Genomic DNA, 25,695 nt, shown 5'->3' with positions numbered 1-25,695 from the left:
ATGGCGTGAGTATGATGTGGATGCGTCTTCATCTTCCTGCAACAACTTTCGCATCGTTTTGACTGCGCGCGCGCGAGGCTGGCGTCATGCCAAGCCCAGGAGAGCGTGCATGCCTGCGTTGGAAGGACAATGGCAAGTCGTGGTCGAAGTGATCTACGCGATGGTGCTGGCCGGTAGCATCGGCGTGGAGCGCGAGATGAAGGATCGGCCGGCGGGCTTCCGCACCCACATGCTGGTCGGTGGCGCCGCCGCGTTCCTGGTGGGCACCGGCGATCTGGTGATGGAAGCGCACATGGACCGCGGCGATGAAACGGTGATGGTCGATCCGTTCCGCCTGGTCGAGGCGGTCATCGCCGGCGTGGCTTTCATCGGTGCAGGCACCATCTTCGCGCAGCGCTCGGCCGGCGTGGTGATCGGCATCACCACCGCAGCCTCACTTCTGATGGTCGCGGTGATCGGCGTGGCCGTCGGCTTCGGTTACTACCTGCTGCCGCTGGTGGTGACGGCGATGACGCTGGCGGTGCTGGTGTTGCTGTCGTGGATCGAGCGGTTGTTGAGTCGGCGTGGCACATCCACGCGCTAGCCAGGGCAATCGATGCACAGGCCTTGCATGCAGGGGCACGTCGCGTTTTTACTTGCCTGCACGCGGCCTCGATGGCACAACAGGGACAACGGATAGTCGACGGTGGACATGGCGAGCACGCGCAAGGACCTTCCGGTGATCCGCTCCAGCAAGGCCGTCGCCTGGTCGGGCCTGTTGCTGGCGCTGGCGCTGGCCTACGTGCTGGGCTATTTCATCCAGCGCGATCGCAATGTGCGCATGGCCGCGGCCGAGCGCCAGGCGCTGGCCCTGGCCGAAGGCACGGCCCGCCTGCTGCATCTTGAACTGCGCAATCTCGAACGCGCCATGGGCGGCATCGCCGGTGACGCCCAGCAGCTGTTCGCGACGGTGCCGGAGGCGGCGCCGCAATTGTTGAGCGAATCGGTCGCCGGCGTGGTCAGCCGGCACGCCGAGCTGCAGAGCATCGTGGTGGTGGACCGCAACGGTGTGGCGATCACCCGCGGCGTGGGCGTGTCGATTCCCGACGACGCCCGCCGCAGTACTCCGCGCGGCGGCAAGCGGCCGCTGTCGTTCGGTCGCCTGCAACGCGCCGATGGCGAATGGGTGTTGCCCTTGCTGATGCCGATGGACGGCGGGCGCTGGATCGTCACGCGCTTGCGGGTGGCGGAAATCCAGCGCGTGATCGGCAACCTCGACACCGGCAAAGAAGGCGTGGTCACCGTGGTCGACGCCCAGGGCACCGTGGTGGCGCGCAGTGACGGCGCCGGCCGTTACATCGGCAAGCGCTATGCCGATCTGCTGGGCGCCAGTGACAGCGCCCGGGTCATCGTCAGGCGCAGCGCAGTCGACGGCGTCGAGCGGATCTCGGCGCGGCTGGCATTGCCGGAGTACCGCCTGCAGGTCAGCGCCGGCCTGGGTACGCACGAAACCCTGCACGACTGGTATCTGCTGCTGGCGGTTGCCGGTTCGCTGTACCTGCTGTATTGCGCGGCCTTCCTGTACCTGTGGCGACATCTGCGCCGTTCGGCGCGTGCGCAGGGCGGGCTGTTGCTGGAGGTCAACCGCGCCGCCGAGCGCCTGCGCCTGGCGCAACAGGTGGGCAAGACCGGCACCTGGTCGGTGCGCCACCCGGGCGCGGAGATCGAATGGTCCGAGCAGGTGTCCGACATCATGGGCCAGCCGGACGATCGCAGCCGCGCCAGCAGCGAAGAATTCTTCGCCATGGTCCACCCCGACGATCGCGAACAGCTGCAACAGCGCTTCGCCGAATCCTGGCGCACGCGCCAGGCGTTCGTCACCGACTACCGGATCATCCGTCCGGATGGCGAAGTGCGCTGGATCGCCAGCCGTGGCGGCGCCTTCGTGCGGGGCGATGCGGATCCGACCATGGCCGGCACGGTGGTCGACATCACCGCCGAGCGGGAAGCGCAGTCGCGCCTGCTCGACACCGAGCGCCGCTACCGCCTGCTGTTCGAGCGCAATCCGCTGCCGTTCTGGGTGTTCGACGCACAGACCCTGCGCTTCCTCGAAGTCAACGAAGCCGCGGTGCGCCACTACGGCTACCGGCGCGAGGAATTCCTGGCGATGAGCATCCTCGACATCCGCCCGGACGAAGATAGCCAGGCCGTGCGCCTGTCGATGTTCGGCGTGCCCAGCGACGAAGGCGAGACCTGGCGGCACGTGAAGAAGGATGGCAGCGTCATCGACGTGCGCGTCTACTCGGCCAGCATTACCTACGATGATCGACCGGCGCGGCTGGTGTTGGCCGAGGACATCAGCGACACCCTGGCCTACGAGCGCGAACTGCATTATCGCGCCACCCACGACAGCACCATCGGCCTGTTCAACCTGCCGGGGCTGAAGGCGTGGGTGCGCCAGCAGGCACCGACGCAATGCCAGTTGATCTACATCCAGTTGCGCGGCATCGAGCCGGTGATCGACAGCCTGGGGCAGGCGGTGGCCACGCGCCTGCTCGATAGCATCGCGAGCCGGCTGGAGGATCTGGCCGCACAGTGGCAGGGGGCGATCGCCTTCGTGCCTGCCGAAGCCTTCGTGCTGGCCGTGCCGGGCACGCCGGCGATGGAAGGGGTGGTGGATGCCTTGCATCTGGCCGTCACCCAGCCGGTGGAGCAGGGCGGATCGGTGCGCACCCTGGAAGCCTGGCTGGGCTGGGCCGAATGCGCCGAGGAGGGCTTCGACGCGACCGCCAGCAAGGCCGCGCTGGCGGCGCATGTGGCGCGCGCCGAGGGCACGGTGTGTCGCCACTTCCGCGCCGACATGGCCACCGCCGCCAGTGATCGGCTGCGCCTGATCGGGCGCATCCACCAGGCGCTGGAGCGGCAGGAGTTCGAGCTGCACTTCCAACCGATCACGCGGGTCGACGAGGCGCGGCCGGCCAGCCTGGAAGCGTTGCTGCGCTGGCCGCAGGCCGGCGGCGGCTTCGTGCCGCCCTCGCAGTTCATCGCGCTGAGCGAGGACGCCGGGCTGATCCTGCCGCTGGGCGAGTGGGTGATGGAAGAGGCGATGCGCTGCCAGCAGCGCCTGGCGCGTGAGGGCTGGGACGACCTGCCGATCGCCATCAATGTCTCGCCCTTGCAGCTGGCGCGCCCCGATTTCGCCGATCGGCTGATCCGCCTGCAGCAGCGCCATGGCCTGCCGCGCGGGGCGTTGCATATCGAAGTGACCGAAAGCGTGCTGCTGGACCGGCCGGACCGCACCGTGCAGACCCTGCGCCAGCTGCAGCGCAATGGCATCTGCACCTCACTCGATGATTTCGGCACCGGCTTCTCCAGCATGGCCTACCTGCACCAACTGCCGCTGGATGCGCTGAAGATCGACCAGACCTTCGTGCGCGGGGTGACCGATGACGAACGCAGCGCCGCCATCTGCCGCGCGTTGATTTCGCTGGGACACAATCTGGGCCTGACCATGATTGCCGAGGGCGTGGAGACCGAGCAGCAACTGGAATGGCTGCGCCGCCATCACTGCGATCAGGTGCAGGGCTATCTGATTGCCCGGCCGATGAAGATGGACGCCTTGCTGGATTACCTGGCTGGCATCCCGCTGCGCAACGCGCACTGACGATCACCGGGCGGCGTGCAGGGCCTGGGTGTCGACCCGTTCGGAGGTCTGTACGCCAGGCAGTTGCTCGGGCGTGGTGCGCACCAGCGCCCAGTGCGACAACAGGCTGCCCAGCATCACGCCGAGCAGCAGGAACGCGCTGCGCGACCACCAGCTCAGCGCAGATCCCAGATATCGGGAATCAAGGCTTCGGCCGATTCGCGGAACCCGTCCTCGAAATTGGGTGGCAGGCCGATCGGGAAGTTTTCGGCGGCGACCTGCAGGCAGGCGGTAAGCCGCAGCCGCACCGGATCTTCCACCGCCTGCATCAGCGTGGACGCCACGTAGCCCATCACCGCGAACTGTCCCTGCAGGCGGCCAAACTGGGTCAGCACCCGCTTGAGAATTTCGTCCTGGCTCTGCAGGCGATCGCACTGGGTCTGCCGAAGATGCAGACACGCGGCTTCCAACTCGGCGATGCGAGCATCGTTGCTGATCCGGGCCATGGGGGCGGTTCTCGGTTGGCATGCGCCTACAGTGACGTGCCGCGCATCAAGACCGCGTCATGGAAAAGCCACTTTCCGCCTTCACGTGCTTTTGCCGCCGTGCCGGTTATCCGATGGACCTTGACCATGGAATCCCAGGAGAGTGGCATGCCCGTTCTGCGTGTGCGTTTGACCGGCAGCGAAACCGATGCCAACGCCGTCATGAGCGTGGTGCATGGCATCGAAGGCATAGAACGGGTGGAAGAGGTCGCGGACCTGATGCCGCACATGGACGACGATGACTCCAGCTCGGCGGGCCTGGTCGATGACCTGGGCTCGGGTGGGGTGCATGCGGTGGAGATCGAAACCCCGGACCGCCGCAGCAGCGAGCAGGTCCGCGAGGTGATCAGCCGCAGTGCCGAGGCGCTGGGCATGGCGGTGGAGTTCGTCGAGGAATTCTGAACCTGCGGCCGGGTCCGCCAGACGCGACGCGCCCTGCACACCCGCCAGTCCATTCTGGGCGGATGAAGATACTGATCGTCTGCGTGGGCAACATCTGCCGCAGCCCCATGGCCGAGGCCGTTCTGCGCCGGCGGCTTCCGGATGGGTTCGCCATCTCCTCGGCCGGCCTGGCCGCGCGGATTGGCGACGGCGTGCATCCCGTCGCTGCCGAAGTGCTGCGTGAGCAGGGCTACGCCGCCGATGACCACCAGGCTCGACAGTTCGAACGCGCGATGATTGACGATGCCGAACTGGTGCTGACCATGGAGCAGCGGCATTCGCGTGCGTTGATGGCGCTCGCACCGACCTTGCGCGGACGCCTGCATCTGCTGGGTCGATGGGATGGACAGCGCGAGATCCGCGACCCCTGCGGGCGTCCGAAAGCCTCGTTTGAAGAGGCATTCGAGCAGATCGAGCGAGCTGCACAGTTGTGGTGTGCACGCATCGCCTGAGCGCTTGCAGAGTCCGCTTGGATGAACCGTGGTTCATGAATACCCCTGCACAGAGCTGATCAAACGCTCTGCGTGCACACGCCTTTCATGCGCTCATCAAGAAGCTGTTCGTAGATTGCCACGGACGAACGATTGGCAACGCGCATCACGCGCAGGACGAGAACGCGCTCGCTTCAGAGCGGCAAGCGCCGGCAGGACGCCGGCAAACAGCAAACCCCACGGGCAGCACAAAACAAGAGGAAGGCTGGATGGAGCACCCCCGAATCATCGCGGCCAGCGCGATTGCGTTGGCAGTGACCTTGTTCGCCATCTTCTCGATGCGTCCCTGGGCGCGCAAAGTGGGGCTGGTGGACAAGCCCGACCTGCGCAAACAGCACAACGGCCGCGTGCCGTTGATCGGCGGCATCTGCTTCTTCATCGGCACGCTGGTGGGACTGGGTTATCTGGGTTACCTGGATCGCTTCGTCATGAGCCTGATGGTGGGCGGTGCGCTGATCGTGGCGGTGGGTGTGGCCGATGACGTGGCCAACCTCAGCGTACGCACGCGCTTGTTCACCGAGTCGGCGATCGTCGGGCTGGTGATCCTCAGCACCGGCTATTACGTCGACAACTTTGGCGGGCTGCTGCCGGCGGATCATTTCCGCATCGGCATCATCGGCATCCCGCTGACGATCTTCGCCGTGATCGGCTTGATCAACGCTTTCAACATGCTCGATGGCATCGACGGCCTCGCCGCGTCGGTGGCGATGGTCTGCATCGCCGCGGTGTTGATGTACGACCGCGCCGGCTGGGCGTTCGTCGGCGTGATGTTCATGCTGCAGATCCTGTTTGCGGCCCTGATTCCCTACATCCTGGTCAACCTGGGCTGGCCCGACGGCCGCAAGGTGTTCATGGGCGATGCCGGCAGCACGATGATCGGCTTCCTGCTCGGCTGGAGCCTGATCTACCTGAGCCACTCGCGCGTCGGCCGGCTGGCGCCGGTGGACGTGCTGTGGTGCGTGGCGCTGCCGGTGATGGACACGCTGGCGGTGATGTACCGGCGCATGCGCCTGGGCCGATCGCCGTTTGGCGCGGATCGCCAGCATCTGCATCACCTGATGATTGATGCCGGGCTGCCGTCGCGGCTGACCCTGGTGCTCATCGTCAGTGGCGGTGCGCTGCTCGCGTTGATCGGCTACCTGCTGCGCAGCGTGCCGGATCCGCTCAACCTGGCCGCGTTTGTCGCCGCCACCGTGCTGTATGTGCTGGGCTTGCCGCGCTTGCTGGATCTGCGCAAGCGCGGGTTCGTGTGGCGGCCCAGTGCGCTGTGGCATGCGCGGCAACCGCTGGCGGCGCACCTGGGCGCCAGTGCCGCACGCGGCTCGTTGATTGCCAGTGGCGAAGACCACGAGCCTTATCCGCATCCGGCCCACGGCGCCATCGCGCCGGTGCGCGCGCTTTGCCTGGTCGCGGCCACGCCCGAATCCTTCGGCGTCGCACCGATCGCGCAACGACTCAATGCCGATGCGCGCTTCGACGCCAGCGTCTGCCTGTCCGACGTGCCCGGCGTGGATGGCGAAGCGGCGCTGAAGCTGTTCGGCCTGCACGCCGATGGTCGCCTGACCGGCGAGGGCGGCGCCGAAGCCATGGCGGCGGGTGTGCGCGAACTGTTCCAGCAGGTCAAACCCGACGTGGTGCTGGTGCCCGGCAACGCGCCGGCCAGTTTTGCCCTGAGCCTGGCGGCGCATGCCGAAGACGTGCCGGTGGTGTGTGTGGACGCGGACAGCCCGGCGGCGGCGCCTTCGCATTGGCCGAACGACGCCAGCCGGCGGATCGTGCAGTCGCTTGCCGCGCTGCATATTGCCGCCAGCGAAGGCACCGGCCAGCGCCTGCTGCTGGAAGGCGTGCCGGCCGAACGAGTGATGGTGCAGGACGCGATCAGCAGCCAGGCGCTGCACGCCGGCATCCAGAGCCTGCGCCAGCAGCCCGCACTGGGCCGTGCCCTGGACAAGCGTTTTCCGTTCCTGCGCGAGGGCCACGGCCTGTTGCTGGTGTTGACCGCGCCGCCGGTCGAGACGGCACCCGGTGAGCCCGCCGTGGACAACGAGAGCGCGGTGGCCGAAGCCCTGGAAATGGTGGCGCGTCGACGTCCTGACCTGGACATCCTCTGGGCGATGGACCGGACGCCGCCCAGCACCTCGCCGGCCGAAGCGCTGCGCGCCTTCGCCAATGTGCACATCGCCGAAGTGGCCGACTACCTGGCCTGGATCCACCTGCTGGATCGCGCGCAACTCATCCTGGCCGGCCCGGGCCTGCCATGCGAAAGCCGCCTGCTCGGCAAGCCGGTGTTGTTGGCGCGCGAGGACGGCGACGGCGATGTGCTCGACGACCACGGTTGCACGGTGATCGGGGTCAGCCCGGTCACCATCGCCGGACGCGTTCTGAGTGTTCTGAGCAACGAGCCCGAAGCCCTCAACGCCATGCAGGTGGCGGCTGCCGAGCGCCCCACCGACACCAGCAGCGGCGTGCTCGATGCGCTGCTGCGCCTGCACGGTGGCGATGTCGCCGCCGAAGGCGAGAGCGAGCCGCATCCGCTGGCTTATGGCGTACGCCAGGCCTCCTGAACCCCTTTCGATTTTTCATGCAAGCAATGAGGTAACAACCCATGGCCACGCAACTGATGACGCGACCGCTGACACCGGCGCCGGAACTGTCGGTGACCCGCGATGACGACGTGGATCTGCCCACGCTGGTGGCGACCCTGGGCGAGAACAAGCGCCTGATCCTGTTGGGTACGGCCGGCTTCTTCCTGGCCAGCCTGTTGTATCTGGCCGTGGTCACGCCGACCTACGAAGCCAACGCCGTGGTGCAGGTGGAGAACCGGCCGGCGATTCCGCCGGGCGTCAACACCACCGCCGCGATGCAGGGACCGTTGCCGGTCGCCGCGCCGGGCACCACCGAAGTGCAGCTGCTGACCTCGCGCCGCGTGCTGGGCGAGGCCATGCAGCAGCTGGATTTGGACATCGACATCAAACCGGTGCGCCTGCCGTTGGTGGGTGACTTCATCGCCCGCCGTTACCAGGCTTCGCATCCGGGCACGCTGGCGTCGCCGTGGCTGGGCATGCAGGGCTATGGCTGGGGCGGCGAGGACCTGCAGATTGGCAAGTTCGAGGTGCCGCGCGATCTGATCGGCGCGCCGCTGTCGCTGGTCGCCGGCCAGGCCGGCCGCTACATCCTGACCACCTCCGACGGCCGCGTGCTGGTGCAGGGCAGGGCAGGCAGCACCACCCAGAGCAATGGCGTGACCCTGCAGGTGGAAAAACTTGCCGCCCATCCGGGCATGCGCTTCGACGTGACCCGCCGCGATCCCAACACGGTGATGGCGCAGCTCAAGCAGGACATCAGCGCCACCGAGCAGGGCCGCAACTCCGGCGTGATCAACCTGACCTACGCCAACGCCGATCCGGAGCGTGCGCGTCAGGTGCTGGATGAAGTTACCACCGCCTACGTGCAGCAGAACGTGCAGCGCACCTCGGCCGAAGCGGCCAGCCGGCTGAAGTTCGTCACCGAGCAGCTGCCCAAGGTCCGCGATGAACTGGCCAAGGCACAGGCGGCCTTGAATGCGTTCCAGACCCGCACCCAGACCCTGGACGTGGCGGTGCAGAACCGCGCCTTGCTGGATCAGTCGATCGCACTGGATTCGAGCATCCAGCAGCTTCGCATCCAGATGACCGAAGTGGCCAACCGCTTCACTCCGTCGCATCCGACCTACAAGGCGCTGCAGCAGCAGATCAACCAGTTCCAGGGCGAGCGCAATGGCCTGCAGGGGCAGATCAAGCATCTGCCGGATACCCAGCAGGGCCTGTTCCGCCTCAATCGTGACGTGGAAGTGACCAACGCCACTTACGCCACCCTGCTCGATCAGGCGCAGCAGTTGAACATCGCCAAGGCCAGCGCGGTCGGCAATGCGCGGGTGATCGATCCGGCCGCGGTCAATCTCAACAGTCCGGCCTGGCCCAAACCGATCCCGGTGCTGCTGGCCGGCACGGCGATTGGCGCGGTGCTGATGATCGCGCTGGCGCTGATGCGCCAGCTGTTCCGCCGTGGCGTGGAAGATCCGGTCGACATCGAGCTGCTCGGCCTGCCGGTGTACGCCTCCATTCCCTTCAGCGAGCGTGGTCGCGAACTGACCCAGAGCCGCCATCACCACCGCAAGGATCGCCGCCAGCGCCTGCTGGCCCTGAGCGCGCCGACCGATCTGGCGATGGAAGCCCTGCGCACGCTGCGCACCAGCCTGCATTTCGCGCGCATGAAGACCCGCAACAACCTGCTGATGATCACCGCGCCCAGCCCCGGCGTGGGCAAGACTTTCGTCTGCGCCAACCTGGCGGTGACCATCGCCCAGACCGGTCAGCGGGTGCTGCTGATCGATGCCGACATGCGCCGCGGCACCCTGCATGACGCCGTGGGCGTGCGCTGGGAAAACGGCCTGTCGGATCTGATCCTGGGCCGGATCGAACTGGACGAGGCGATCCGCAAGGTCCAGGGCGCCGAGAACCTGTCCTTCATCTCGCGCGGCGCGATTCCGTCCACGCCCTCGGAGTTGCTGATGCATGACAACTTCGACGCCATGCTCAAGACCGTGGCCAAGGAGTTCGACATCGTGCTGATCGATACCCCGCCGGTGCTGGCGGTGACCGATGCCGCGGTGATTGGCCAGCATGCCGGCACCTCCCTGCTGGTGGTGCGCTTCGGCCTGAACCAGCAGCGCGAGATCGCGCTGGCCAAGCAGCGCCTGGAACAGAACGGCGTGGAAGTGAAGGGTGCGATATTCAACGGCGTGGAGAAGCGCGGCGCCGGCACCTACGCCTACACCTACTACGAATACCTGCCTGCGCCGAAGGCGGCGCGGGCCCGCTGAAGGAGCCTCCATGCAGATCACGATGTCGCCGTACTACGGCAAACCGGACTTCTCGGACATCGCCGCCGGCAGTGGCCGGCAAATCGACACCGTCTCGGTGGCGGATTTGCTGCGCAACGCGTTCGTCTACCCGCCGCATTCAATCTACGAGGACGTCAAACTGGTGACCTTCGGCTTCAGTCCGCAGCACGACATGCGCTCGGAGCCGTTGTTCAAGTTCAAATGGCGCAATGCCGGCGAGGTGCCGGAAGTGGCCGCGCATCCGCAGGACTGGATCGCGGTCTATCACCAGAAGCTGGTGGATGCGATCCGCCACAGCTGCGCGTCGATGCAGTCGCCGTGGTTGCTGCAGAGCGGCGGCAAGGATTCCACCACCCTGGCGATCGCCCTGCGCGACGCCCGCCCGGACGTCACCTGCATCACCTATCTGGGCGGGCGCGAGGAAAACGAGATCGAATCGGCCAGCGCGGTGGCCGACAAGCTCGGCCTGCGCCACGAGGTGCTGATCTGCGATCCGGGACGCGCCTACGATCGTTATCTCAACCTGGTGGCCTCGATGCCGCTGCTGACCGCCGACTTCGCGCTGCTCTCGTACGCCGACCTGGGTACCGAGATCAAGCTGCACGGCGGCGATGGCATCATCGACGGCCTCGGCTCGGACAGCTATTTCGGCACGCCCACCGATCGGCAGCACTGGCTGCTGGCGCAACTGGCGCGCGGCCTGCGCATGCCGCTGGACATCACCGCCTTGCCTGGTTTGGAACGCAACTTCCAGCTGTGCTTCCTGCTGGGCACCTTGCAGATGCACCCGATCGAGCGGGTGTTTCCAGGCTCGCGCTTCAGCGACGCCGAGGTCGATGAACTGTTCGGTGCGCCGATGGCCGAGCGCTCGCACGCGCGGCTGGCGCTGTTCCGCGAGGAGATTGGTTCGGCCACCACCTCGTGGGAATGGCGCGACATGTCGATGTCGATCGCCGGTTCCGCCGGCGCCTTCGCCAAGGGCCTGTACACCTCGCACGCACTGGGGCTGGAGGCGGCCTACCCGTTCTGCGATCCGGACCTGCGCGAATGGGTGCACCACGAAGTACCGCGTCGGCAGAAGGTGGATCCGGAAACCGGGGTCAACAAGATGCTGATTCGTCGCCATATCGCCAGCCACTTCGGCGAGCTGCCGTACGTGCAGCGCAAGGGCAGCTTCCGTTTCGATGTGAGCGGGCTGGCGGCGCAGCGCTTCGACCAGGTGCGCGATTTCGCCGTGCGCCTGGACGATCTGCTGCCGGGCGCCACCCGTTGGCTGGATCGCAATCGCCGGCGCCTGGACAACAAGTACCACGCCTCCAAGTTCTATCTGCTGGCGATCGTGCTGCCGTGGCTGCTGGCGCGTCGTGCCGAGGCCGGTCTGGCGGCGGCGCACGCGCGGCACTGACGGCGCGGCATGCAGGCACCGCAGATGGATTCGCCCGGGCACTGGTCGCACCCGACCCAGCGGGATCGCCGCCGCATGCTGCAGATGCTGGCGCTGCTGCCGGCGCTGCCGTGGCTTGGCGCAGCTGCCGTCACGCCGTCGGCGCGACAGCGTGGCGCGGCGGTGATCGACGTGCGCAAGTTCGGCGCCAGCGGTGCCGGCCGCGACGATGAGACCCGCTTCCTGCAGGCGGCCATCGACGCGCTGCCGGAAGCCGGCGGTACCGTTCGTGTGCCGGCCGGTCATTACCTCGTCAATGCGCTGCGCAGTCTGAAGTTGCGTGATCGCATGCACCTGCAACTGGATCCCGACGCGTGGCTGGTCGCGATTCCCAATGCGGCGCCGCGTGCGTACGTGCTGTCCCTGCATGGGGTGGAAGACGTCGAGGTCTCCGGTGGGCACATCTATGGCGAGCGTGATCGCCATCGTGCGCAGACCGGCGAGTGGGGCCACGGGATCATGGTCAGAGGCGGGCAGCGGGTCACCCTGCGCGATCTGGACATCCAGCGCTGCTGGGGTGACGGCATCTCGATTGGTGGCATCTCCGGCGTGCGCCCGCAGCCCAGTCGCGATGTGCTCGTCAGCGGCGTGGTCTGCCAACGCAATCGCCGCCAGGGCCTGACCATCGGCCGGTCACGGCAGGTGCGCGTGCTGCGGTCCTCGTTTCTGGACACCGGCGGGGTGCTGCCCGGCTGCGGCATCGACGTCGAGCCGGATCCCGGCGACGTGGCCGAGGAGGTGCTGATCCAGGAGTGCCTGGCACGCGGCAATCACGGTGCCGGCATCCAGCTCTACACCCGCAGCCGCAAGGTGCAGGTGCGCGGTTGCCAGCTGCTGGCCAATCGCGGCGCCGGCCTGCTGCTGCAGGACGCGCACGACTGCGTGATCGAAGACAACGACATCCGCGACAATGGCCTGCGCGGCGTCGCCGTGCACGGCCGCAGCAGCCAGGTCAGGCTGGCGCACAACCGCTTCAGCGGCAACGCACCGACGCTGGCGAAACAGGCGCGTGGCGAGCGCGGCTGGATGCATGTGGATGTGGCGCGCAGCGCTTCGGCGATCCAGGTGGATCGGAGCAACCAGCTGCCCTGAGCGATTGCGCGGGCAGAAGGCCACGCTTTCCCGCGCTGCCGTAGAGCCCGTGTGCCGCGGCCATCTGAACTGCGCAATGCGTGCATGAGCCCGCCGCGATTTCGCGCGACGCTAACGTTTGAGCGGACTCGGCCATTTCGGTGGGTTCACTAAAAGCGCTGGATTTGCCGCGTTTCTGAATGTCATAAGCATGTGAATTTGAGCGAGTTCACAGTTAGACCAATTGGTCATCGTCACGCGCTCGTCATCCCCTATAGTTCGGTCCGTCGCGGCTTCCGTGACGTTCTCTTCATGTCCCCCACTTGGGGACTCGACCGACAGGGGTTTGAATCAGTGAACAGCAATGCACTCGTGTGCTCCTCACACGAGGCAGGGAAGCCTCGGCGCGATTTTCTGCGCAACACTTTGATGCTGGCCGTCCCGGCCGCCATGTACACCATCGGCATCCCGAAGGCGTTCGCCGCTTACACCCCCGCCGCACGTACCCGCGGCACCGCTTCGCTCAACGTGCGCAACTACGGCGCGCTGGGCAATGGCGCCAATGACGACACCACCGCCTTCCAGGCCGCGGTCAACGCGCTGCCGGCCGCCGGCGGCACGGTCGTGGTGCCGGCCGGCAACTACGTGATCGACCCGGTCCGCAATGTCCGCCTGCGCAGCAATATGCACCTGCAGCTGCAGCCGGGCGCGATCCTGCGGGCCAAGCGCAACAACCAGGAACGCGCTTACGTGCTGATGGTCTACAAGGTCACCAACGTGGAGATCTCCGGCGGCCAGATCATCGGCGACCGCGACAACCACCTGGGCACCACCGGTGAATGGGGCCACGGCATCATGGTCCGCGGTTCGACCAAGGTGACCGTGCGCGACATCCACATCTCCAAGTGCTTCGGCGATGGCATCTCCATCGGCGGCGCCATGGTGACCGGCGCGCCGACCATTCCCTGCGACGACATCATCATCGACAACGTGGTGTCCACCGGCAACCGCCGCCAGGGTCTGACCATCGGCTGCGCCACCAACGTCAAGGTGTACGACAGCGAGTTCAGCGCCAGCAAGGGCATCGCCCCTGAATGCGGCATCGATATCGAGCCGGATGCCAACGACGGCCGCAGCACCTCGACGGTGCATATCGAGAACTGCCTGATCCGCAAGAATGCCGGCAACGGCATCCTGGTCTACAAGCGCGTCGCCGGCGTCACGGTCAAGAGCTGCACCATCGAGTACAACGGTGGCAACGGCATCCTGACCATCGGCCCGGACGGCGGCACCATCACCGGCAACACGATCCGCCACAACTACCTGCTGGGCACCAACTTCGGCAGCGAAACCAAGAACTACCAGTTCGGCGGCAACATCTCGCGCAACAACAACACCCGCCTGCATGGGGTGAACACGGTGCTCAACCCGCTGGTCTCGATGACCGGGCTGGTCGCCGGCAACCAGGGCAACGGCGCGCATGTGGCCAAGGTCAGCACGGCAACCGCGATTACAGTCAACACCAACAGCTACGCCAAGTAAAAATCGCGACAAGCCTGTGTGACAGCAAGAAGAAAAGGGCGGCCCGAACGGGTCGCCCTTTTCATTTGTCTGAGCGTGGCGTCGGGGAAGTGGTGAGCGCGTGAACGGTTTGCGCGAGGGGCACGCCTAGAATCGGCGGAACGTCCCCCACGGCGCATTGCATGAAATTCATCCTGTTCGCTAACACCGACTGGTATCTGTACAACTTCCGTCTTTCCACCGCGCTGCAACTGCAATCCATGGGCATCGACGTCGTGATGGTGTCGCCGCCCGGTGACTTTGGCGGACGCTTCGAGCGCCACGGTGTGCGCTGGCTGCCGTTGCCGATGCAACGCGCCAGCCTCAATCCGCTGCGCGAAGCCGGCACGATGCTGCGGCTGGTGCAGTTGCTGCGCGAAGAACGTCCGCAGCTGCTGCACAGCTTCACCCTGAAATGCGCCGTGTACGGCGCGCTGGCCGCGCGCGCCGCCGGAGTGCCGGCCACCGTCAACGCGGTGACCGGGTTGGGGTATGTGTTCGCCAGCGAGCAACCCAAGGCGCGCCTGCTGCGTCCATTGGTGTCCGCCTTGATGCGCGGCGCCCTCGGCGGCGAACGCTCGCGGGTGATCCTGCAGAACCCGGACGATGCCGCCGCCTTCGAAAGCGCACGCCTTGCGCCGGCCCGACAGATCCGCCTGATCCGCAGCTCCGGGGTCGACATCGCGCGCTTCCGCCAACGCGAGACCGGCGGCCCGCGCAGGCCTTTGCGCGTGCTGCTGGCCGCGCGCCTGCTGCGCGAGAAGGGCATCCACGAATACATCGACGCCGCGCTGATGCTCAAAGGGCAGGGGCGCGACATCGAATTCCTGCTGGCCGGGCAACCGGATCCCGGCAATCCGCATTCGGTCGACGGCGCGGAAATCCAGAGCTGGCACGACAAAGGCGTGTTGAACTGGCTGGGCCATGTCGATGACATGCCGGCGCTGTTGCGCAGCGTGGATGTGATGGCCCTGCCCAGCTACTACCGCGAAGGGGTGCCGAAGAGCCTGATCGAGGCCGGTGCCTGCGGCGTGGCGCTGGTGACTACCAATCTGCCCGGCTGCCGCGAGGTGGTCAGTTGCGATGGCGATGACGGACTGCATGTGGAACCGCGCAGTGCGGCGTCGTTGGCGCGAGTGCTGGCGCGGCTGGATGATGATCGCGAACTGCTGGCGCGGCTCGGCGCGCGCGCACGCGAACGCGCCCTGGCTGATTTCGACGAGCGCGTGGTCATCCGCAAGACCTGTGATGTCTACGGCGAGTTGTTGCCCATGCCCACCCTGGAAGCGGCGTGATGCAGCGCGCAATGCCCATGCCCCTGCGCCCCGCGATGACTGCGCTGTCGTTGTTGTCGCTGGCCACTGCGGCCGGCGCGGCGATGGTGTTCCTTACCCAGACCTTGCTGGCGCGTCGCTACGGGCCGGATGACTATGGTCTGTTCGCTTCCTCGCTGGCGACGGTCACGGTGATTGCGCCGTTGGCCGGCTTCGGCCTGTCGCAATACCGGCTCAAGGTATTTGGTGCGGAGGGTTGGGCGGCGCAGCGCTGGCGCGTGGCCAGCGAACGTTTCATCACGCTCACCACCGCATTGACGCTGGCGGTGCTGGTGGCATGGGCGTTGTGGGGCCCGCCGGTGGATGCGCGCACGCGCGAGTTCCTGCTGGTGCTGTCGCCGGTGGTGTTGGGTTTGCTGGCGGTGGAACAGATCGGCAGCAAGCTGCGGCTGGAAGATCGCCACGCTGCGCTGGCGGGCTGGCAATTGCTGGTGCCCGGTGGGCGCTTGCTGGTGGCCTTGCTGGCCACGGCCTGGTTGGCGATGCCGCTGATTTCAGTGGCCTGGGCCTATGCCGTGCTGGCGCTGCTGGTGCTGGCCATGGCCGCCCCGCAGTGGATCGCGATGGCGCGCGGCCGCTGGTCGCTGCATGGGCATGGCGCCTCGCTGCAAAGCAGTGACGCGCCGAAGCCGGGCATCCGCGAACTGGCCTGGCAGGCCTGGCCGTACGGGATGGCGGCGGTGTTGTACCCGGTGTTCTTCCAGATTGGCACGGTGCTGCTGAAGTATCTGGCCGGCGATGCCGCGGCCGGCCACTTCGGCATCGCGCTGGCGGTGATGACCGCGATCTACCTGTTTCCCGCCACGGTGTACCAGAAGTTCCTGATTGCCAAACTGCATCGCTGGGCGGTGCACGACCGCGCACGCTTCGATCAGGTGTATCGCTGGGGCGCGATGGCGATGCTGGCCAGCGGGCTGATCGTCGCCGCGCTGCTGTATGTCGCCGCGCCCTGGGCCACGCTGGTGTTTGGCCAGGCCTACGACGGCCTGGAGTCGCTGTTGCGGCTGTTGGCGATCTGCGTGCCGCTGCGCTTCCTGTCCACGGCGGTGGGTTCGGTGCTGTTGACCGAGCGCCATATGCGCTACCGGGTGGCGGCGATGGCGCTGGCGGCATTGGCGGCGGTGCTGTTGAACCTGGCCCTGATTCCGGCGCTGGCCGAAACCGGCGCCGCATGGGCCACCGTCGGCGCCGAGGCGTTGCTGCTAGCGCTGATGGCGTACGGAGCGCGCCGCGTACGCAAAGGGGAGCTGCGCTGATGGACAGCTCTGGCAGCCCGCCGCGTTTGCAGGGACCGCGTTCGGCCTTTACCGGTTACTACGGCATGCGCAACTTTGGCGATGACCTGTTTGGCGTGATCTGCACGCAGGCAGCGCAGCGTTGGTGGGATGCGCCCGCCTTGCTGGTGGGGCCGCCGTTGACCGGCATGGCCGGGCGCAGCACCGTGCCGGCGTTCTATCCGCCCGACTGGTATGGCGCGATGGGCGCGCTGGGCAAGAGCAGTCGGCTGCTCAGTTTTGCCAGCGCCACGTTGACCTCGGATGTGCTGGTGATGGGCGGTGGCTCGGTGATCACCGCGCGCGAATCCTTCCGCAAGCCGATGATGCAGGCCGCGCGCCGTCATCGCGGCCTGCAGTTGGCGGCCGTGGGCGTATCGATTGGTCCTTTCAGCGAGCCTGCGCAGGAAGAAGCGGCCGCCTCGTTCCTGGATCGCTTCCAGTACCTGTCGGTCCGTGACCAGCGTTCGTTCGAATGGACGCGCCGGATGGGCCTGTCCGCGCAGACCCACGCCGGCTGCGATCTGGCCGCGCTGTTGCCGTCGCTGGAGGCGATTCCGAAACGCGAGCCGCGCCGACCCGGCGATCCGCTGCGCATTGGCGTGGCGCCGTGCAACTACAACGAAGCCGGCGCCTATCCCGCACCGTCCCAGGCCGCCTGGCAGCAGGCACTGGTGGACGTGGTGGCGCGCTGGTCGCGGCAGCGCGAAGTGGTGGTCGACGTATTCAGCCTCAACGAGCATCCGCAGCATGGCGACGCCGCCCTGGCCGATGCCCTGGCTGCACAGCTGCGCCAGCACGCCGTGCCGGCCAACGTATTGAACTACACCCGGCCCGATCCGCTGGCGATGGTCGCCGCGATCAACCGCTGCGACGCGATGATCAGCGCACGCCTGCACGGCGCCATCGTCGCCTGGCTGTGCGGGGTGCCGTTCGCGATCGTCGACTATCACCGCAAATGCCGCGACTTTGCCGATGACATCGGCCTGCCGGCGCATCGCCGCATCACCACCGAGCAGGGCGAATCCTTCAGCGACGTGATCATTGCCTTGCTGAAGGAACGCGAGGTGGGCGCCGCTTCACCCTCCGTATACACCCGCAAGGCGCAAGAGATCTTCCTGTGCGCGCCGTGGGCGCGGGAGCACGCCGACGCATGACCAGCCAGCCTTCCCGACGCATCGCCCCGATCAGCGTGGTCATTCCCTGCTATCGCTGCGGCGACACCATTGCCGCCTCGGTGGCGTCAATTGCCGCGCAGACCCGCCCGGTGGCGCAGGTGTTGCTGGTGGATGACGCCAGCCCGGATGACACCCTGGATGTCCTGCATGCGCTGGCGCAGCAGTATCCGGCCGGCTGGGTCGAGGTCATTGCCAGTCCGGAAAACGGTGGCCCGTCGCGCGCGCGCAACCTGGGCTGGGCCGCGGCCAGCCAGCCTTACATCGCCTTCCTCGACGCCGACGACACCTGGGTGCCGGAGAAAATCGATCTGCAGATGGCGGTGCTGGAGGCCGACCCCGAGCTGTCGTTGATCGCCCATCGCATGGCCGTGCGCGAGCGTACGTTGCCGGTGCCGCCGCTGCGCATGCCGATCAAGACCGTATCGATTGGACGCAAGCGCTTCCTGCTCAACAATCCGTTTCCGACCGCCTCGGTGATCCTGCGCCGGGATCTGCCATTCCGTTTCAATGAAGATTTCCGCCGCGTCGAGGACTTCCTGCTGTGGGCGCAGATCGGTTTCTCCGGCTACCGCTGCGCCAAGATCAATCAGGTGCTGGCGTACTGGCACAAGCCCACCTATGGTGCCAGCGGCCTGAGCGGCGACCTGGCCGCGATGCATCGCGCCGGTCGTGAAGTGCGCCACGAGCTGCTGCGCCAAGGCCTGGTGACCCGCAGCGAACACTGGTTGGCGCGTGGCTTCGGCATCCTGCGGCGTGCGCGCCGACGGCTGTTGCTGGCGATGCGATCGCAGCAGCCCCGGGAGGTGTCATGAGATCCGTGCCGGTCAGGGCCTTGCACGCCGCGCCGCCGCCGCACGTGCGCAATGCCGGCGAGGTGCAGGCCAAACGCTGGCTGGGGCTGTTGCTGGTGCTGGTGGTCGGCTTGTTCGGCTGCTGGCTGGTGGGCACGCGCTCGATCGAGACCGGCACCGATACCGAAACCTACGCCAACTTCTTCGACGCGCTCAACGGTGGACTGCCGGAAACGCGGCTGGAGCCGGGCTTCGTCTATCTCAGCTATCTGTTGAACCGCCTGGGCCTGAACCTGGTCGGCTACCAGATGGGCCTGTTCGCCTTGCTGCTGGTCGGCGTGGGCATCGCCATCCGCAACTACCGCCGCTATCTGGACACGCCGGTCAGCTGGCAGACCCTGTACTGCGCCAGCCTGATGCTGCTCTTCATCTCGCCAATGTTCACCAATGCGGCGATCAACGCACTGCGGCAGGGTCTGGCCGCACCGCTGGTGTTTGCGGCGTTGCTGGCCTTTCACCGCCGGCGCTGGGGCGGCTTCCTGCTGTGGGGCGCGGTTGCCACCAGCCTGCACCTGTCCTCGCTGATGTACCTGCTGTGCGCACCGGCGTTGTTGTTGAGTACGCGCTGGCTGCGCGTGGTCGCGGTGACCGCGTTCGCGCTGTACGTCTCCGGTGGCTCGATGCTGCTGGTGCGCGCGGCTTCGCCAGCCTTTTATGACCTGGTGATGGAATACACCGCCAATACCCTGTACCGCTCCGGTGTGCGGGTGGACTTTGCCGTGTTCACCGGCTTCTGGTACCTGCTGGTGCACATGCTGGCGCCACTGGTGCAGGCGCAATGGCGTCAACGCGTGCTGGACAGCGCCAATGTCTACCTGGTGATGGTGATGCCGTTCTTCATCATTGGCTGGGGCTATTTCTCCAACCGCTACCTGCTGCCGGGCTGGCTGGCGGTGTCGATGATCCTGGCGGCGGTGCTGTGCCATGCGCGCATCGCGCCGCTGCGCAATCCCTTGGTGCTGCGCTGCGGTTTGTTGTTCTCGTGCCTGGTGTTCTTCGTGTTTGTCACGCGGGGGATCGTCATATGATCGCCGTGGCGCTGCGCGAACTGATCGTCTCGTTGACCTATCCACCCAGCCTGACCCTGCTGTTGTTGGCGGTGGGCGGCTGCCTGCTGCTGCTCAAGCGCCGGCGACTGGCGGCCGGCGTGGCGGTGATCGGCGTGGCCTGGTCAGTGCTGTGGTCGTTGCCGGTCATCTCCGAAGGCGGGCGGCAGTTGCTGGAACGACGCTATCCGGTGGTGAAGGAGGCCAGCGCCTTGCCGACCGCCGACGCGATCGTGGTGCTGGGCGGCGGCAGTTCCTATCGATGGATGCACCGGCCGGACGTGGACGCCGAGGATCTGCAGTACAGCCGCCTGGCTGCCGGCGCGCGTGCGTGGAAGGCGGGCAGGGCGCCGGTGATCATCCTCAGTGGCGGCGGCAACAAGCAGGTGACCGAAGCCGAGCGCATGGCCGAAGCCATTACCCGCCTGGGCGTGCCGCGTTCGGCACTGCGGCTGGAAGAACACAGCAATGACACGCGCGACAACGCCACCAACTCGATGGCGCTGGCGGGCGGCCCGTCGCGGCATGTGCTGCTGGTGACCTCGGCGTTGCATATGCCGCGGGCGGCGATGCTGTTTCGCGAAGCGGGTGCGGAGGTGACCGCGGTGCCGGTACCGGAGGGGCGCTCGCGCAACGGCGTCATCAGCCGCTGGGTGCCATCGCCGCGCGCGCTCTGGCGCAGTGGACGGGCGCTGAAGGAATACGTCGCGCTGCTGGCGGTCTGTGTTCGCGATTGATCACGGGAACCATCCCAGCGAACTCGACGACAGCAATCGAAGCGCGAAAACCCCCGCATTCACCCGCCGTTTTGTGAATGCCATCGCGCTCTTCACGTCGTGCTTGCCACTCTGTCCCCGATGAGTCGCCACACACCGCAAATCCCCCGAAGGCAAAACAAGAGGTGCCTGGAGTGAAACTTCAACTGACGTCGCTGGCGTTGATGGCGGGCCTGCTGGCCGGCTGCGCCGGCCAGAGCATGACCCACAGCAGTGCCAGCGCAGGCGGTACCGTCGAAGGCAGCGATGCACGCATGATCGCGATCACGCCCGAACTGGTCGCCGCCCCGCGCACCGCGGTGAACCTGCCGCCCACGCTGGCCCAGTACAAACCGCAGGCCTACCAGATCCATCCCGGCGACACGATCCTGGTGACGGTCTGGGATCACCCCGAACTGACCACGCCCGCAGGCAACCAGCAGCAGGCCGTCACCAACGGTCGCCTGGTCCAGCCGGATGGCACGTTCTTCTATCCTTACGCGGGCAAGATCAACGTCAATGGCATGACCATCGAAGATCTGCGCAGCACCCTGGCCAGCAAGCTCGGCCAGTACCTGCGTTCGCCGCAGGTCGACGTCAACGTGGTGGGCTATGGCGGTCGCGTGGCGGTGGCCGGTGCATTCGTCGACACCTCACCGCAGGAATTCAATACCGTGCCGCTGACGCTGGCGCAGGCGGTGGGCAAGGCGCGCATTGATGTGGAGCAGGCCGACCTGGCCGGTTTCGTGCTGAGCCGCGATGGCCAGGACTATCCGCTGGATCTGGACGCGCTGAACCGGGATGGCAAGGTCGCGGCAGACATCTACCTCAAGCCCGGCGATCGCCTGTACCTGCCCTTCAATGATCGCAAGGAAGTGTATGTGCTGGGCGAAGTGATCCGCCCGCAGGCGATCAACTTCAAGACCACCGACATGAGCCTGACCCAGGCGCTGGGCCGCAGTGGCGGCTTGAATCCGGTCACCTCCAAGGGCAGCGCGGTCTACGTGATCCGCGGCATGGAAGATCTGCAGCGCGAGCCGGCGACGGTGTATCACCTGGATGCCGGATCGCCTGCGGCGTTCGCGCTGGGCGATCGCTTCCATCTGCGTCCCGGCGACGTGGTCTGGGTGGGTCCGGCCGGCGTGACCCGCTGGAACCGCTTCCTGTCCCAGCTGCTGCCGCTGTCGGGCATCATCAGCAACGCCGCGGCCGCGCAATACAACATGGATCGCTAGCCGGGCACGCAATCCTGCCCACTCCCCGGCGCGGGAGTGGGCCGGCAGGCGCAAGGGGAGGCGGAAAACAAAAGGCGATGTCCAAGGACATCGCCTTTTGCTCGACAAGGTGCGGAGAACCGAAGGTCATTCGATGAGACGACCGGCCGTCACACGGGCGAGAGCTCCCCGGTGTCGGTTCTCCCGTGGCGGCCGATGGTCAGACTTTCCACCCGGAAACTGCAAGAAACGGGTGTATCGAAATATCGGCGGGACCGGCGGTTCGTCAAAGGAGGGTAGGCCGGCGCCACGGGGACCACTGTGCCAGCGCGGACGAGAAAAGCAGGTGCACGCAGCGTCGAGTGTTTGTTATTCAGCGCGGATTTGACGATCTCAACACAGCCGTTACGGTATCAGTAAGCCCCGTCAGTCAAAGGAAGCTCTGCAAATGGGGATGTCACCGAATCTGCTCACTCGCGCGGGTTATCGCTGCGAAGTCGTCGACGTGCACGCGGAACTGAAGTACTGGAAGCAATGCGTGGCCGAGCATGCGTTCTACGAGGCCGGCACGCCGTTCTCGCGCTACGAGCCGCTGCTGCGGTTTTCCTACGATGCCTATCTGCGCTATTACGCGCAGCCGCTGGAAGAGGTGGTCGACTCGATCCGACACAAATACGTCGAGCAGTTCGACGAGTGGCACAACCCGCCGTGGGCCAAGGTGGAGCCGGTGCTGCAGGAAGTCTGGATGCGCATGGGCGCGCCGACCGGCGCCATCGGCAGCAGCTGGCGCAACGCGCGTCGCGAGGCCCACGTCGCCTGATCGGGCCAGTGTCGATAAGATGCGGGGCATGTCGATAGCCGAGACTGCCCTGACATGATGCGTTACCTGGCGTATGCCCTGTGCCTGCTGTTTACCGCGATCTCGCTCGCGCTGAGCCTGCGCTGGCCGGGTTGGGGCTGGTCGGCGGCGGTATTCGGCGCCCTGAGCGTGCTGGGTACGGTGGATCTGCTGCAGATCCGCAGTACCCTGCGCCGCAACTATCCGGTGCTGGCGCATTTCCGCTACGGCCTGGAGTCGGTCGGCCCGGAAATCCGCCAGTACTTCATCGAGGGCGACACCGCCGAAGTGCCGTTCTCGCGCCAGCAACGCTCGCTGGTCTACCAGCGCTCCAAGGGCGTGATGGACGTGGTGCCGTTCGGCAGCCAGCAGGACGTGTACGGGCTGGACTACGAATGGATCAACCATTCGATGGCGCCCACCCAGGTGGATTCGCACGACTTCCGCATCGTCATCGGCGGCGAGAGCGCGCAGCCGTATTCGGCCAGCGTATTCAACATCTCGGCGATGAGCTTTGGCGCGCTGTCGGCCAACGCCATCCGCGCGCTCAACGAAGGCGCGCGGCGCGGCAATTTCTACCACGACACCGGCGAAGGCTCGATCTCGCCGTATCACCGCGAAAAGGGCGGTGACCTGGTGTGGGAAATCGGTTCGGGTTACTTCGGCTGTCGCGACGAGCAGGGGCGCTTCGATGAAGCGCGCTTCGTCGAGAATGCATGCACGCCGCAGGTCAAGATGATCGAGATCAAGCTGTCGCAGGGCGCCAAGCCCGGCCATGGCGGCGTGCTGCCGGCGGCCAAGGTCAGCGCCGAGATTTCCGCCACCCGCGGCGTGCCGATGGGCCACGACTGCGTGTCGCCGTCTCGGCATTCGGCGTTCTCCACGCCGATGCAGTTGCTGGAGTTCGTCGCACGCCTGCGCGAGCTGTCCGGCGGCAAGCCGACCGGCTTCAAGCTGGCCATCGGCCATCCCTGGGAATGGTTCGGCATCGCCAAGGCCATGCACGAAAGCGGGGTGTTGCCGGATTTCATCGTCGTCGACGGGGCCGAGGGCGGCACCGGCGCGGCGCCGGCGGAGTTCATCGACCACGTGGGCGTGCCGATGCACGAGGCCTTGCTGCTGGTCCACAACACGCTGGTGGGACTGGGTCTGCGCGAGCGCATCCGGATCGGCGCGGCGGGCAAGATCATCAGCGCCTTCGACATCGCGCGCACGCTGGCGCTGGGCGCCGACTGGTGCAACGCCGGGCGCGGCTACATGTTCGCGGTGGGCTGCATCCAGTCGCAGAGTTGCCACAACGATCGCTGCCCGACCGGCGTGGCGACGCAGGATCCGAGCCGGTGGAAGCATCTGGACGTGGCGGACAAGTCGGTGCGGGTGCAATTGTTCCATGACAACACTTTGAAGGCGTTGCGGGACATGCTGTGTGCGGCGGGTCTGACCCATCCGCAGCAGTTGGGGCCGGAACATATCCTGCGGCGGGTGTCGCCGATCGAGGTGCGTTCGTTGGCGGCGTTGTATCGCTATGTCAATCCCGGCGAGTTGTTGAGTGGGGTGCCGGAGCATGCGGTGTTCCAGAACTTCTGGGCGGATGCGCGCAGTGATTCGTTTGCTGCTCCCTCCAAGGTTCGGGCTTTGCAGGAGAGCAAGAGCTGACGATCCGGGCATGAACGCATTCCACTCTGTCATGTGGATGCAGTAAATCCCTAACCAAATTTCCACATGAGCTCGCGTATCTTTCCCGCACGCCCCGCTATCGCTGCGACCGATACTTCTCTCCCATCGGTCGCAGCCATCGCGGGCGACCAGACTCTCCGACTCGCCTGGCCGCGTTCACCGCGACACCTTACGCAGGCGCAGTACGACCCAGCCAATCGATGACGCCGCGCGCCGCGCGGCGGCCGCTGGCATAGCTGGCGGTCAGCAGGTAGCCGCCGGTGGGCGCTTCCCAGTCGAGCATCTCGCCGGCGGCGAAAACGCCCGGCAGCTCGCGCAGCATCAGGTGCTCGTCCATCGCTTCCAGGCGGATGCCGCCTGCGCTGCTGATCGCTTCTTCGATGGGGCGTGGCGCGGTCAGCAGCAGCGGCAGTCGCTTGATGGTGCGGACCAGGGTGGCGGTGTCGTGCAACGCCGGCTTGTCCAGCACTTCATGCAGCAGGGCCACGCGCAGCGAATCCAGGCCGGCGTGGCGACGCAGGTGTTCGCTGAGGCTGCGCGAGCCCCGCGGCTTGCCGAGTTCGCGCTGCAGGCGGGCTTCGTCGCGGCCGGGGGCCAGGTCCAGGGTCAGTACGGCCTGGCCGTCGCGGCGGATGGTGTCGCGCAACATCGCCGACAAGGCGTAAATCAGACTGCCTTCGATGCCGTGGCGGGTGATCACGCATTCGCCCTGCAGCGACTGTGCGTGGCCGTGGGCATCGTGCCAGTGCGCCACCACCGGTTTGAGCGGAGCGCCGGCATGGCGCTCGGCGAGGAAGGGGCTCCAGGCGATGTCGAAGCCGCAATTGGCCGGTTGCAGGGGCGCGATGTCGACACCGCGTTCGGCCAGCGGCGCCAGCCAGTCGCTGTTGCCGCCCAGTTCCGGCCAGCTGGCGCCGCCCAGCGCGAGCAGGACGGCATCGGCCTGCACGGTGGTTTCGCCGGCAGGCGTGGCAAAGCGCAGCGCCCCATCGGGCTGCCAGCCGGTCCAGCGATACTGCACATGGAAGCGCACGCCCTGTTCGCGCAGGCGCCGCACCCAGCCACGCAGCAGCGGCGCGGCCTTGAGATCGGTGGGGAAGACCCGCCCGGAGCTGCCGACAAAGGTTTCCACGCCAAGGCCCGCTGCCCAGTCGCGCAGGGCCTGGGCGTCGAAATCCTGCAGCCAGCTCGCCACTTCGCCGGCGCGTTCGCGATAGCGGCTGGCGAACAGCGGCGCGGGGTCGGAGTGGGTCAGGTTGAGGCCACCCTTGCCGGCAATCAGGAAGCGCCGGCCGACCGAGCCCTGAGCCTCGTACAGATCCACGGCCAGCCCGGCCGCGCGCAGGGTTTCGGCGGCGAACAGGCCGGCGGGGCCACCGCCGATGACGGCGACAACCGGGGTAGGGGAGGCTGACATGCCGTCATTATGCCCGTGTCGCCGGCACCGACCCGGCGGCGGTGACAATCGGCAC

General features: G+C 66.7%; 20 protein-coding genes. 18 read left to right on the top strand and 2 right to left on the bottom strand.

Going from position 1 to position 25,695, the window contains the following annotated elements:
* The first annotated feature begins 109 nt into the window (after nt 1-109).
* Together B5X78_RS01025 and B5X78_RS01020 are read left to right on the top strand one after the other, a co-directional pair.
* Nucleotides 110-583, top strand: a complete 474-nt coding sequence (locus B5X78_RS01025; protein WP_079722638.1) for an MgtC/SapB family protein — start codon at nt 110-112, stop codon at nt 581-583.
* 108 nt (nt 584-691) lie between these two features.
* Nucleotides 692-3,643 carry a bifunctional diguanylate cyclase/phosphodiesterase gene (locus B5X78_RS01020; protein ID WP_079722637.1) on the top strand — a complete coding sequence of 984 codons (2,952 nt, stop codon included), beginning with the start codon at nt 692-694 and terminating at the stop codon, nt 3,641-3,643.
* Between the two features lie 155 nt (nt 3,644-3,798).
* Here the strand turns inward: B5X78_RS01020 and B5X78_RS01015 are convergent, their stop codons facing one another.
* Nucleotides 3,799-4,128, bottom strand: coding sequence for a hypothetical protein (locus B5X78_RS01015; protein WP_079722636.1), 330 nt, complete (start codon nt 4,126-4,128; stop codon nt 3,799-3,801).
* Between the two features lie 147 nt (nt 4,129-4,275).
* Here B5X78_RS01015 and B5X78_RS01010 point away from each other — a divergent pair, with 147 nt between their 5' ends.
* From B5X78_RS01010 to B5X78_RS00935, 16 genes are all read left to right on the top strand, one after another.
* Nucleotides 4,276-4,569 (top strand): hypothetical protein, encoded by a 294-nt coding sequence (locus B5X78_RS01010; RefSeq protein ID WP_079724366.1) that lies wholly within the window; start codon nt 4,276-4,278, stop codon nt 4,567-4,569.
* A 62-nt stretch (nt 4,570-4,631) separates the two neighbouring features.
* On the top strand, nt 4,632-5,060 hold the full coding sequence (locus B5X78_RS01005; protein ID WP_079722635.1) for a low molecular weight protein-tyrosine-phosphatase: 429 nt from the start codon (nt 4,632-4,634) through the stop codon (nt 5,058-5,060).
* Between the two features lie 248 nt (nt 5,061-5,308).
* On the top strand, nt 5,309-7,663 hold the full coding sequence (locus B5X78_RS01000; RefSeq protein WP_079722634.1) for a UDP-N-acetylglucosamine 2-epimerase: 2,355 nt from the start codon (nt 5,309-5,311) through the stop codon (nt 7,661-7,663).
* A 41-nt stretch (nt 7,664-7,704) separates the two neighbouring features.
* Nucleotides 7,705-9,960 carry a polysaccharide biosynthesis tyrosine autokinase gene (locus B5X78_RS00995; protein ID WP_229730978.1) on the top strand — a complete coding sequence of 752 codons (2,256 nt, stop codon included), beginning with the start codon at nt 7,705-7,707 and terminating at the stop codon, nt 9,958-9,960.
* Between the two features lie 10 nt (nt 9,961-9,970).
* Complete coding sequence (locus B5X78_RS00990) at nt 9,971-11,386, top strand: asparagine synthase-related protein (protein WP_079722633.1); 1,416 nt, start codon at nt 9,971-9,973, stop codon at nt 11,384-11,386.
* A 24-nt stretch (nt 11,387-11,410) separates the two neighbouring features.
* On the top strand, nt 11,411-12,517 hold the full coding sequence (locus B5X78_RS00985; protein WP_176140747.1) for a right-handed parallel beta-helix repeat-containing protein: 1,107 nt from the start codon (nt 11,411-11,413) through the stop codon (nt 12,515-12,517).
* 408 nt (nt 12,518-12,925) lie between these two features.
* A complete protein-coding gene (locus B5X78_RS00980; RefSeq protein ID WP_176140746.1) occupies nt 12,926-14,038 on the top strand; it encodes a right-handed parallel beta-helix repeat-containing protein in 1,113 nt (370 codons plus the stop codon).
* Nucleotides 14,039-14,199: 161 nt separating this feature from the next.
* Nucleotides 14,200-15,351 (top strand): glycosyltransferase family 4 protein, encoded by a 1,152-nt coding sequence (locus B5X78_RS00975; protein WP_079722630.1) that lies wholly within the window; start codon nt 14,200-14,202, stop codon nt 15,349-15,351.
* A 17-nt stretch (nt 15,352-15,368) separates the two neighbouring features.
* On the top strand, nt 15,369-16,646 hold the full coding sequence (locus tag B5X78_RS00970; RefSeq protein WP_176140745.1) for a lipopolysaccharide biosynthesis protein: 1,278 nt from the start codon (nt 15,369-15,371) through the stop codon (nt 16,644-16,646).
* Nucleotides 16,646-17,821: a polysaccharide pyruvyl transferase family protein gene (locus tag B5X78_RS00965; protein ID WP_176140744.1), complete on the top strand. Its 1,176-nt coding sequence runs from the start codon at nt 16,646-16,648 to the stop codon at nt 17,819-17,821. Before B5X78_RS00970 ends, B5X78_RS00965 begins: the two co-directional genes overlap by 1 nt.
* Nucleotides 17,818-18,654, top strand: a complete 837-nt coding sequence (locus tag B5X78_RS00960; RefSeq protein WP_079722627.1) for a glycosyltransferase family 2 protein — start codon at nt 17,818-17,820, stop codon at nt 18,652-18,654. The genes B5X78_RS00965 and B5X78_RS00960 overlap by 4 nt, the downstream gene beginning before the upstream one ends.
* The gene (locus B5X78_RS00955; protein WP_079722626.1) at nt 18,651-19,721 is read left to right on the top strand and encodes an EpsG family protein; all 1,071 of its coding nucleotides are present in this window, start codon (nt 18,651-18,653) and stop codon (nt 19,719-19,721) included. The genes B5X78_RS00960 and B5X78_RS00955 overlap by 4 nt, the downstream gene beginning before the upstream one ends.
* On the top strand, nt 19,718-20,476 hold the full coding sequence (locus B5X78_RS00950) for a YdcF family protein (RefSeq protein ID WP_079722625.1): 759 nt from the start codon (nt 19,718-19,720) through the stop codon (nt 20,474-20,476). Before B5X78_RS00955 ends, B5X78_RS00950 begins: the two co-directional genes overlap by 4 nt.
* A gap of 173 nt (nt 20,477-20,649) precedes the next feature.
* Nucleotides 20,650-21,729, top strand: a complete 1,080-nt coding sequence (locus B5X78_RS00945) for a polysaccharide biosynthesis/export family protein (RefSeq protein ID WP_229730975.1) — start codon at nt 20,650-20,652, stop codon at nt 21,727-21,729.
* A gap of 427 nt (nt 21,730-22,156) precedes the next feature.
* A complete protein-coding gene (locus B5X78_RS00940) occupies nt 22,157-22,528 on the top strand; it encodes a hypothetical protein (RefSeq protein WP_139381341.1) in 372 nt (123 codons plus the stop codon).
* Between the two features lie 54 nt (nt 22,529-22,582).
* A complete protein-coding gene (locus B5X78_RS00935; RefSeq protein ID WP_079722623.1) occupies nt 22,583-24,202 on the top strand; it encodes an FMN-binding glutamate synthase family protein in 1,620 nt (539 codons plus the stop codon).
* Nucleotides 24,203-24,392: 190 nt separating this feature from the next.
* Here the strand turns inward: B5X78_RS00935 and B5X78_RS00930 are convergent, their stop codons facing one another.
* Nucleotides 24,393-25,640, bottom strand: coding sequence for a TIGR03862 family flavoprotein (locus B5X78_RS00930; RefSeq protein WP_079722622.1), 1,248 nt, complete (start codon nt 25,638-25,640; stop codon nt 24,393-24,395).
* Nucleotides 25,641-25,695: the final 55 nt, after the last annotated feature.

Origin of the sequence: Pseudoxanthomonas indica (assembly GCF_900167565.1) — a bacterium.
Classification (GTDB): Bacteria; Pseudomonadota; Gammaproteobacteria; order Xanthomonadales; family Xanthomonadaceae; genus Pseudoxanthomonas_A; species Pseudoxanthomonas_A indica.
Note: the sequence above shows the minus strand (reverse complement) of the source record. Positions and strands in the feature narration are given on the sequence as shown.

Bases quoted from the DNA above. Each gene is read 5' to 3' on its own strand.
- B5X78_RS01005 (WP_079722635.1), top strand. From the start codon at position 4,632: ATGAAGATACTGATCGTCTGCGTGGGCAACATCTGCCGCAGCCCCATG.
- B5X78_RS00970 (WP_176140745.1), top strand. From the start codon at position 15,369: ATGCCCCTGCGCCCCGCGATGACTGCGCTGTCGTTGTTGTCGCTGGCC.
- B5X78_RS01010 (WP_079724366.1), top strand. From the start codon at position 4,276: ATGCCCGTTCTGCGTGTGCGTTTGACCGGCAGCGAAACCGATGCCAAC.
- B5X78_RS01000 (WP_079722634.1), top strand. From the start codon at position 5,309: ATGGAGCACCCCCGAATCATCGCGGCCAGCGCGATTGCGTTGGCAGTG.
- B5X78_RS00950 (WP_079722625.1), top strand. From the start codon at position 19,718: ATGATCGCCGTGGCGCTGCGCGAACTGATCGTCTCGTTGACCTATCCA.
- B5X78_RS00990 (WP_079722633.1), top strand. From the start codon at position 9,971: ATGCAGATCACGATGTCGCCGTACTACGGCAAACCGGACTTCTCGGAC.
- B5X78_RS00960 (WP_079722627.1), top strand. From the start codon at position 17,818: ATGACCAGCCAGCCTTCCCGACGCATCGCCCCGATCAGCGTGGTCATT.
- B5X78_RS00930 (WP_079722622.1), bottom strand. From the start codon at position 25,640: ATGTCAGCCTCCCCTACCCCGGTTGTCGCCGTCATCGGCGGTGGCCCC.
- B5X78_RS00955 (WP_079722626.1), top strand. From the start codon at position 18,651: ATGAGATCCGTGCCGGTCAGGGCCTTGCACGCCGCGCCGCCGCCGCAC.
- B5X78_RS00980 (WP_176140746.1), top strand. From the start codon at position 12,926: ATGCTGGCCGTCCCGGCCGCCATGTACACCATCGGCATCCCGAAGGCG.
- B5X78_RS00940 (WP_139381341.1), top strand. From the start codon at position 22,157: ATGGGGATGTCACCGAATCTGCTCACTCGCGCGGGTTATCGCTGCGAA.
- B5X78_RS01015 (WP_079722636.1), bottom strand. From the start codon at position 4,128: ATGGCCCGGATCAGCAACGATGCTCGCATCGCCGAGTTGGAAGCCGCG.
- B5X78_RS00995 (WP_229730978.1), top strand. From the start codon at position 7,705: ATGGCCACGCAACTGATGACGCGACCGCTGACACCGGCGCCGGAACTG.
- B5X78_RS00975 (WP_079722630.1), top strand. From the start codon at position 14,200: ATGAAATTCATCCTGTTCGCTAACACCGACTGGTATCTGTACAACTTC.
- B5X78_RS01025 (WP_079722638.1), top strand. From the start codon at position 110: ATGCCTGCGTTGGAAGGACAATGGCAAGTCGTGGTCGAAGTGATCTAC.
- B5X78_RS00965 (WP_176140744.1), top strand. From the start codon at position 16,646: ATGGACAGCTCTGGCAGCCCGCCGCGTTTGCAGGGACCGCGTTCGGCC.
- B5X78_RS00985 (WP_176140747.1), top strand. From the start codon at position 11,411: ATGGATTCGCCCGGGCACTGGTCGCACCCGACCCAGCGGGATCGCCGC.
- B5X78_RS01020 (WP_079722637.1), top strand. From the start codon at position 692: ATGGCGAGCACGCGCAAGGACCTTCCGGTGATCCGCTCCAGCAAGGCC.
- B5X78_RS00935 (WP_079722623.1), top strand. From the start codon at position 22,583: ATGATGCGTTACCTGGCGTATGCCCTGTGCCTGCTGTTTACCGCGATC.